Origin of the sequence: Massilimicrobiota sp. An80, assembly GCF_002159255.1 — a bacterium.
In the GTDB taxonomy this organism is placed as follows: Bacteria; Bacillota_I; Bacilli_A; order Erysipelotrichales; family Coprobacillaceae; genus Allocoprobacillus; species Allocoprobacillus merdigallinarum.
In genome coordinates this window covers 1-583 of sequence record NZ_NFHI01000127.1, presented here as the reverse complement: position 1 = coordinate 583, position 583 = coordinate 1, and the positions used below count along the sequence as shown (strand labels likewise).

The 583-nt window shown below is 35.3% G+C and carries 1 protein-coding gene; it reads left to right on the top strand.

Annotated features, from left to right (window positions below):
• Window positions 1-482 (top strand): IS1 family transposase (locus B5G32_RS13870; RefSeq protein WP_162606826.1); only part of this gene is annotated, 482 nt, incomplete at its 5' end.
• Window positions 483-583 lie beyond the last annotated feature (101 nt).

Sequence of the window (583 nt, the reverse complement as noted above, 5' to 3'; positions counted from 1 at the left end):
GGCATGAGCACATCATTAGATATGGCAAGGATAAAAATGGAAATCAAAGATATTTATGCAAACATTGTCATAAGACTTTCTCGCCCATGACAGGAACTTTGTTTTCATATTCAAAGAAGAAAGCCTATCAATGGTATCTGTATATGGAATCACTCTTTCGTGGTGATACCATTGTACAGTCTGCTCATATTGCAGGTATATGCGAACATACATCTCTTGTGTGGAGACATAAGATACTGAGTGTATGTGCTTCTCTCACAGCTAAAGATCGCATACTAGATGGAGTTGTTTACCTTGATGAAAAACTTTCAGATGTCAAACATCCTGGAATAACAGTTGAAGATAAAGAATCAAAGAAGAAAAGAGGAATCAGCGATCAGAAGAGAAACATTGTCTGTGCCATAGATGAACACAACAATAAAGTGATACAGGTATCAGAAAGAGGAAGAATACATACCAAGAATCCAATGTCGTCAATTTAAAATGGCAAAAGGATATGTTTAGCCAATTTAGTATCTAATCATATCCTTTTTGTGTTTGAAAACGCTAAAAAAGCGTACAAATACCCCTTGATTTTTGATGA